The sequence below is a fragment of the Kitasatospora sp. NPDC002543 genome (assembly GCF_053594915.1).
In genome coordinates, this window is record NZ_JBSFWR010000188.1 from 1 (window position 1) to 6,896 (window position 6,896).

Annotated in this window: 9 protein-coding genes and 1 pseudogene; 6 read left to right on the forward strand and 4 right to left on the reverse strand. The window is 75.5% G+C overall.

Annotated features, from left to right (window positions below):
* Positions 1 to 909 (forward strand): sensor histidine kinase (locus ACWD4P_RS37505; protein WP_449782724.1); only part of this gene is annotated, 909 nt, incomplete at its 5' end.
* A gap of 91 nt (positions 910 to 1,000) precedes the next feature.
* The gene (locus ACWD4P_RS37510; protein WP_449782725.1) at positions 1,001 to 1,705 is read left to right on the forward strand and encodes a response regulator; all 705 of its coding nucleotides are present in this window, start codon (positions 1,001 to 1,003) and stop codon (positions 1,703 to 1,705) included.
* Between the two features lie 234 nt (positions 1,706 to 1,939).
* On the opposite strand, the pseudogene ACWD4P_RS37515 reads toward ACWD4P_RS37510, so the two are convergent.
* A pseudogene (locus ACWD4P_RS37515) lies at positions 1,940 to 2,221 on the reverse strand (phosphatase PAP2 family protein); the annotation flags it as partial.
* Here ACWD4P_RS37515 and ACWD4P_RS37520 point away from each other — a divergent pair.
* Positions 2,199 to 2,378 carry a hypothetical protein gene (locus ACWD4P_RS37520; RefSeq protein ID WP_449782729.1) on the forward strand — a complete coding sequence of 60 codons (180 nt, stop codon included), beginning with the start codon at positions 2,199 to 2,201 and terminating at the stop codon, positions 2,376 to 2,378. The pseudogene ACWD4P_RS37515 and the gene ACWD4P_RS37520 sit on opposite strands and share 23 nt — an antisense overlap.
* A 340-nt stretch (positions 2,379 to 2,718) precedes the next feature.
* Positions 2,719 to 3,312, forward strand: a complete 594-nt coding sequence (locus tag ACWD4P_RS37525) for an alpha/beta hydrolase (protein ID WP_449782726.1) — start codon at positions 2,719 to 2,721, stop codon at positions 3,310 to 3,312.
* Positions 3,313 to 3,384: 72 nt separating this feature from the next.
* On the opposite strand, the gene ACWD4P_RS37530 is transcribed toward ACWD4P_RS37525, so the two are convergent.
* From ACWD4P_RS37530 to ACWD4P_RS37540, 3 genes are read right to left on the reverse strand one after another with little or no spacing between them, the layout of a single operon-like run.
* On the reverse strand, positions 3,385 to 3,801 hold the full coding sequence (locus tag ACWD4P_RS37530; RefSeq protein ID WP_359824782.1) for a type II toxin-antitoxin system VapC family toxin: 417 nt from the start codon (positions 3,799 to 3,801) through the stop codon (positions 3,385 to 3,387).
* Positions 3,798 to 4,091 (reverse strand): type II toxin-antitoxin system Phd/YefM family antitoxin, encoded by a 294-nt coding sequence (locus ACWD4P_RS37535; protein WP_359824780.1) that lies wholly within the window; start codon positions 4,089 to 4,091, stop codon positions 3,798 to 3,800. Before ACWD4P_RS37535 ends, ACWD4P_RS37530 begins: the two co-directional genes overlap by 4 nt.
* A gap of 53 nt (positions 4,092 to 4,144) precedes the next feature.
* Positions 4,145 to 5,365 (reverse strand): MFS transporter, encoded by a 1,221-nt coding sequence (locus tag ACWD4P_RS37540; RefSeq protein WP_449782727.1) that lies wholly within the window; start codon positions 5,363 to 5,365, stop codon positions 4,145 to 4,147.
* A 78-nt stretch (positions 5,366 to 5,443) separates the two neighbouring features.
* Here ACWD4P_RS37540 and ACWD4P_RS37545 point away from each other — a divergent pair, with 78 nt between their 5' ends.
* Together ACWD4P_RS37545 and ACWD4P_RS37550 are read left to right on the forward strand one after the other, a co-directional pair.
* Entirely contained in the window at positions 5,444 to 5,806 is a 363-nt protein-coding gene (locus ACWD4P_RS37545) for a MerR family transcriptional regulator (protein WP_359824775.1), read from the forward strand.
* Positions 5,807 to 5,890: 84 nt separating this feature from the next.
* Positions 5,891 to 6,736: an alpha/beta fold hydrolase gene (locus tag ACWD4P_RS37550; RefSeq protein ID WP_449782728.1), complete on the forward strand. Its 846-nt coding sequence runs from the start codon at positions 5,891 to 5,893 to the stop codon at positions 6,734 to 6,736.
* The last annotated feature ends 160 nt before the right edge of the window (positions 6,737 to 6,896 follow it).

Consider the following 6,896-nt stretch of genomic DNA (forward strand, 5'->3'; position numbering starts at 1 on the left):
GGGCCGGCCGACTCGGACATCCCGCACCTGGTCTCCGAGGCGGTCGCGGCCGGACTGGACGTCCGCTCGGAGACCGTCGGCGAGCCGGGCGGGCTTCCGCGCGCCACCGAGCACGCCGCGTACCGGGTGGTGCAGGAGGCGCTGACCAACGCCGCCAAGCACGCGCCGGGAGCGGCCGTCACCGTGGAGGTGGCGTACTCGGCCGACGGTGCCCGTCTCCGGGTGGCCAACGGCCCGGCACCGGCATCGGCACCGGCATCGGTGTCGCTGCCCGCGTCAACCACGCGCACCGCAACGCCCACCGCAACGCCCACCGGACCGTTCGCCGGCACCTCCGTCACGGTGCCCGCCGTGTCGCCCACCGGTGGCCGCGGCCTGGTCGGGCTGGCCGAACGGGTCCGCCTCGCGGGTGGCACCTTCGCCCACCGGGCCTGCCCGGACGGCGGGTTCGAGGTCGTGGCCGACCTGCCGCGCCGTGCCGCCGGGCCCGCCCTGCCGCTGTCCGCCGCCCCGCCCTCGCCGGTGCGCGAGCTGCGGCGGGCCCGGCGCAGGGTGGGCCGGACACTGGCCGCCGTGGTGCTCGTCCCGCTGGTGACGGCCGTGCTGCTGATCGTGGCGCTGCGAGTATGGACGCTCTACGTGGTCAGCCAGTCGGTGTTGGGCCCGGAGGTCTACGCCTCCCTCCAGGTGGGGCAGGACCAGGCCGCGGTCGAGCGACTGCTGCCCGGCCACCGGCTGCCGTACCTCCCGCCGAGCGGGCCGTCGACGCCCGCGCCGCCGACGGGGGAAGGGGTCTCGTGTGCCTACTACGCCATCACCGCCCAACTGTTCGTGGACCGGGCCGGCGACGCCTACCGACTCTGCTTCCGGGACTCCCGACTGGTCTCGCGCGACGTGCTCGTCTCCTGACCACCCGCCGTACGACCACCCGCCGCAGGACCGCCCGCTGTACCTCCCCACCCGCACCACCTCCGCCCCGAGCGACCGACAGGAGCCGCCGATGACCACCGCACCGATCCGAGTGCTGCTCGCCGACGACGAGCCCATGATCCGTGCCGGACTGCGCGCCGTGCTCGCCACCGACCCGGGCATCGAGATCGTCGCCGAGGCCGGGGACGGCCGGGAGGCCGTCGAACTGGTTCGGCGCCACCGGCCGGACGTCGCCGTGCTGGACATCCGGATGCCCGGGACGGACGGCATCACGGCCGCTGCCGAGATCCGCCGGAACGGCCTGGCGACCGGAGTGCTCATGCTGACCACCTTCGGTGAGGACGACTACATCCTTCGCGCGCTCGGCGGCGGCGCGAACGGCTTCCTGATCAAGTCCGGCGAGCCGGAGGAACTGCTCGCCGGGGTGCGCGCGGTGGCGGGTGGGGCGGCCTACCTCTCACCCAAGGTGGCCGCCCGGGTGGTCGCCCACCTGGCCGCCACCGGCGCCGGCGGCCCCGCCGACCGGCGCGCCGGTGCCCGGGAACGGGTGGCCGCCCTGACCGCCCGGGAACGGGACGTGCTGACGTTGATCGCCGCCGGCCTGTCCAACGGTCAGATCGCCCGTCGGCTCGGGGTGGTGGAAGGCACCGTGAAGGCCCATGTGAGTTCCATCCTGGCCCGCTTGGGCGTGGCCAACCGGGCGGCGGCCGCCGTCCTCGCGCACGAGGCCGGGCTGACCCTCGGCGCGACCTGCGCGGGCGGCCCACGGGACTGAGGCCGCGGTGCCCGTGCCGGTGCCCGCGCCCGTGCCGACGCCCGGGCTCGTGCCAGTGCCGGAGCCGGCGCTCGAGTGCGATGCCGCCGGCGCCGCCGGTGCCGACAGCAGCGGCCCGAGGACGGGCACCCCGGTCAGGGCCGCCACGGCGGTGGCGGCCGCGGGCCGCAGGGCGAGGACGGCCGCCGCCGTGACCGTGCCACCGAGCACGGCACCGGCGAGCACGTCGTGCGGGTAGTGCACCCCGGCCGCCACCCGGAGGGCGGCCGTGGCGCCGCCGACGGGTATGACCAGCGGGGCCCAGCGCGGACGCAGCAGCACCAGCCCCGTCGCGAGCGCGACGGCCAGGGTGGCGTGGTTGCTGGGGAACGACCAGTCGCCGGGCGGCGGGCACTCGGCGACCGCCCTGCCGGGCAGCCCGGCCAGTGCCCGGCAGGGCCGCTCCTCGTCGAGGACCACCTTCAGCACCTCGCTCGCCCCGTAGGCCAGCACCGTGCCCAGTCCGACCAGCGCCACCCCCGCGACCGCCCCGGCGGCCCGCCGGGCCCGGGCCGTCCACCAGCGGAGCGCCAGCAGGAACCCGAGCACCAGCAGCCCGACCTCGGTGGCCGGCTCCAGCAGCGAGGCCACTGCGGACGGGGCGTCGCCGACGGCCTCCGCCACCCGCCGGTAGCCGCCGGCCGACCACCCGGCCGACAGCCGCACGGGCCCGGCCCCGCCGCCCCGCTCCGGCGCGAGCCACGTCACCACCCCGGCCCCCGCGCAGAGCAGGGCCGCTGCCAGGACCGGCCTGCCCCGGGCGGCCGCCCTGCCCCGCCCGGCCGTACGGCCGGCCCCCGCCATGCCGCGCGGGCCGCCGTGCGTGGAGTTCCCGGTCTTCCCGTCCGTGTACGTCATGACCCGGACGGTAGAAGCCGAAGGGCCTTCTCCACCCGACCCGAAAGTCAGGTCACGACCATGACGATGGTCAGGGTTGACACCACCGAACGAGCCCGCGCGGATACCCTGCGCCCATGTCCGCCCGTGATCGGTCGAGCTTCCCAGCCCGCTTCGACGGCGACCCCGACCGGGTCGCGCTGATCGTCCCCGGAACCGGGTACTCGCCCGCCCGGCCGCTGCTGCACTTCGCCCGGTCCGTCCTCCTCCGGCACGGCTGGACCGTCCAGGAGCTGTGGTGGCAACTCCCGGAAGGATTCGACGAGTTCGCGATGACCGACCGGATCGCCTGGGTCGAGCGGCAGGTCGCCGGAGCCGTCGGGGCCGAGGGCGGCGCCTGCCGCCTGCTGGTCGGGAAGTCCCTCGCCTCCTTCGCCGCCTCCGTAGCCGCCGACCGGAACCTCCCGGCGGCCTGGCTGACCCCCGTCCTGACCATCGACCACGTGGCCCGGGCCCTCCGCCGCGCCGGGGCGCCGACCCTCCTCGTCGGCGGCGCCGCCGACCGGCTGTGGGACGGCCCCGCCGCCGACGCGACCGGTCACGAGGTCCTCGAACTGCCCGGCGCCGACCACGGCCTCGAACTGCCCGGCGACCCCCTCGGCTCGGTCGACGCCCTGCGCCGGGTCGTCGCCCGACTGGACGGCTTCGCCGCCGCACTGGGCGGAGGGTGACCATCGGTCAGGAGGATGCCCCGGCCCACGGCATCGGCCGTACCGTCAGGCGTGCCGGGGCCGTCGTGCTGCCTATCGGCCGTCGGCTGTCCGACCGGGCGAGACCACGGGCAGGTCCCGTTCCTCCGCCGCGTCGGCCAGTCTTTTGTCGTACGTGACGAAGGCCGTGAGCGCGTGTTCGAGGTGCTCGGCGCTGGCGAGATGGATCGCGTCGAGTGTACGGAGGTGCCGGGTTGGGAACAGGCACGCGGCCCTGAGGACGGGATCCGAGAGCCGGACGCGGAGCAGCCGATCGAGCAGGCCGGTCGACCTGACCAGCAGTTCGGGTGGCGCGCCAATTCGGATCAATGCGCGTGGCACCTCGACCTGGGCCAGTGCGCTGGTCGCATGCCCCTCGGCGCCGTGCGAGGAGAGAAACGTCCGTAGAGCGGTGGATTCGCTCTCGGGGATCAGGAGCTTGAGGATCGCGCAGGAGTCGAGGTAGATCAACGGTCCTCTTCCTCGCGCATGGCGATCAAGGCCTCGGAGGCTGACCCGAGCTCGACGCCCGCCTCGGGGAGGGGCCAGTCGGCCAGGCCGCGCGCGGTAGCGGCGTTCTCCGGGTCGATGGTGCCGTCGCGAACGAGGTCCTCCAGTACCCGTTGCTCGGGATCGGGCGGAGCGAGGACCGCGATCAGCCGCCCGTTGCGGGTGATCTCGACGCGTTCGCCGGCCGCGACCCGGTCGATCAACTCGCTTGCGTGCTGTTGGAGCTGGCGGATGGGGACTCTGGCTGTCATACGACTCACGGTACGGCGGACCGTGCGTCGGCCGCGGGAAACGTGCGTCGATTTCACCCGGACGAGTGCCCGCCCCGCCCCGGGAACCCGTGCTGCCGTCCGCCGAGGGTGGTGGCCAGGGAGGCGGCCAGGAGGGCGAGGGCGGTCCAGGGCAGCGCGGCCGGGCCGGCGTGGTCGAGGAGGAGTCCGCCGGCCAGGCCGCCGACGGCGATGCCGAGGTTCCAGCAGGTGACGAGCAGCGACTGGGCGAGGTCCCCGGCAGGCCCGGCCGCGTCGGCGATCGCGGTCTGGAGGAGGGTGGCGGCGCCGCCGAAGCCCAGGCCCCAGAGCGCGGCGGCGGCGTAGGCGGGCCATCCGGTCGGGCCGAGCAGGGCGGCGGCGAGGAGCAGTGCCGCAGCGGCGAGCAGGACGGAGGCGGCGACGGTCAACGGGCGCAGGTGCCGGTCGATCAGGATGCCGGTGCTGAGGATGCTCACCAGCGCGGACAGCCCGATGACGAGCAGCACGGTGTCCGTCCGGCCGTCGAGCCCCAGCGGTGCGAGCAGCGCGGCGACGTAGGTGTAGAGGACGTTGTGGGCGAGCACGAAGGTCGCCGTGACGGCCAGGACGACGGCCACGCCCGGCGTCCGCAGCACCTGCCGGACGGGTGTGCGGGCCCTGTCGGCCCGCCCGGGCAGGTCGGGGAGGACGAGCAGCATCCAGCCGGTCAGTGCCACGGCGATTGCGCTCATCAGCCCGAAGGTGACCCGCCAGCCCACCAGGTCGGCCAGCAGGGTGCCGGCGGGGACGCCCACCGACAGGGCGACCGTCGAGCCGGCCATGGCGACGGCCATCGCGCGTCCGCGCTGCTCCGGCCCGACGACGGCCCGGGCGTACCCGGCCAGCAGCGCCCAGAGCAGCCCGGCGACCAGGCCGGCCGCGAACCGGGCGGCCATGGTGAGCGGGTAGCTCGGCGAGACGGCGGTGACGGCGTTGGCCGCGGCGAAGCCGCCGACGGCGACCAGCAGCAGCGGTTTGCGCGGCAGGCGCCCGGCGGCGGCGGTCAGCGGGACGGCGGCGGCGATGGAGCCGACCGCGTAGAGCGTGACGGACTGCCCGGCGGCGGACTGGCCGACGCCGAGGTCGGCGCTCATCGCGGGCAGGACCCCGGCGGGCAGGGCCTCGGTCATGATCGTGACGAATCCGCCGGTGCTCATGGCGAGCAGCGCGGGCCAGGGCAGTCCCGGCGCGGGGGCCACCGGCCTTCCGGGGGCGCGGAGTTCAGGAGTGGGCATGGGGCCGATGGTCTATCGTTGACATCCGTGTCAAGGTCCAGCCGGGGTGGCGCCGGCCCGGGGTGAGGGTGGTCACACATGCGCATCGGCGAACTCGCCCGGCGGACGGAGACCACGCCGCGGCTGCTGCGCTACTACGAGCAGCAGGGGCTGCTCACTCCCCGCCGCGAGGCGAACGGCTACCGGGCGTACGACGAGTACCTCGTGGACCGGGTGCTGCAGATCCGCGGGCTGCTGGACGCGGGCCTGCCGACCCGGATCATCAAGCAGGTCCTGCCCTGCCTGGACACCCCGCGGACGATCCACTTCGCCGACGCCACACCGGAGATGCTCGCCACCCTGGAGTCCGAGACGGACCGGATGACCCGCCGGATCCTGTGCCTGACGCGCAACCGGGACGCCATCCGGGAGTACCTGGACGTGGTCAAGAGCCTCTCCTGACCCGGCTCCCGGTTCGGGTGCGTCCGGTTCTCGTGCCCGCGGGGCTTGACCCTGCCACGGGTGTCAGGGTCGGAGGCTGCCGTCATGACCCACACGACCGGCTCCGCGATCCACCGCACCGCCTTCGGCGACGGCACCCCGATCCGCCACACCGCCTTCGGCGACGGCACCCCGATCGTCCTGATCCACGGCTACACCGTCGACCACCGCGTCCTGCTCCCGCTCGAACCCGCCTTCGCCGACCGACCCGGCTGGCGGCGCCTCTACCTCGACCTCCCCGGCCACGGCGCCAGCCCCCGGCTGCCGGGCCCGACCTCGGCGGGCGCCCTGGCGGAGGCCGTCCACGGGTGGATCGAGGAGCGGGTCGGCCGACGGCCCTTCGCCGTGGTCGGGCAGTCCTTCGGCGGGCAACTGGCCCGGGCGGTGACCGCGCGGTTCGGCGAGCAGGTGCTGGGCTCGGCCCTGCTGGTGCCGGTGGTGCGCTGGGGCGCCGACCGGGCGCTGCCGCGGGAGACCGTGGTCGAGCGCGACGACGACCTCCTCGCCCGTCTCCCGGCCGCCGACCGCGAGCTGTTCCGGTACGTCATGGCGCGTCAGACCGACGCGGGGTGGGGGCTCTTCGAGCGCTACGTCCGGCCCGGGTGGGAGGCGCACGACCGGGCGGCGGCCGCCGAGCTCGAAGCCGACTTCCTGCTGCCGCACTGGCCGGAGCACGGGGCCGCACCACACCCCGGCCACCACCTGCTGGTCACCACCCGCCAGGACGCCCTGGTCGGCTGGCGCGACCAGCTCGCCCTGCTCGACCACTACCCCCGGATGGCCGCCGCCGTCCTCGACGGCGTCGGCCACAACCCCCAGGTCGAGGCCGCCGGATCCGTCCGCGCCCTGTTCGGCGACTGGCTCGACCGGCTCGAGCGCCCCTCGGCGTAGCCCTGCGCCCCCCGCCCCCGGAGGCGCCGACAACGCCGACAACGCCGACAACGCCGGCGGCCCCGGGAAGCCCCCGACAACGCCGGCGGCCCCGCGACCGGTCCGGGGGGTCGCCGCGCAGCGCCAGGATGTTGCGGACGCCCTGGTCGGCGTAGTGGCC

Coding starts and splice junctions, on each gene's coding strand:
- ACWD4P_RS37510 (WP_449782725.1), top strand. CDS start 1,001: ATGACCACCGCACCGATCCGAGTGCTGCTCGCCGACGACGAGCCCATG.
- ACWD4P_RS37525 (WP_449782726.1), top strand. CDS start 2,719: ATGTCCGCCCGTGATCGGTCGAGCTTCCCAGCCCGCTTCGACGGCGAC.
- ACWD4P_RS37535 (WP_359824780.1), bottom strand. CDS start 4,091: ATGACAGCCAGAGTCCCCATCCGCCAGCTCCAACAGCACGCAAGCGAG.
- ACWD4P_RS37540 (WP_449782727.1), bottom strand. CDS start 5,365: ATGCCCACTCCTGAACTCCGCGCCCCCGGAAGGCCGGTGGCCCCCGCG.
- ACWD4P_RS37545 (WP_359824775.1), top strand. CDS start 5,444: ATGCGCATCGGCGAACTCGCCCGGCGGACGGAGACCACGCCGCGGCTG.
- ACWD4P_RS37550 (WP_449782728.1), top strand. CDS start 5,891: ATGACCCACACGACCGGCTCCGCGATCCACCGCACCGCCTTCGGCGAC.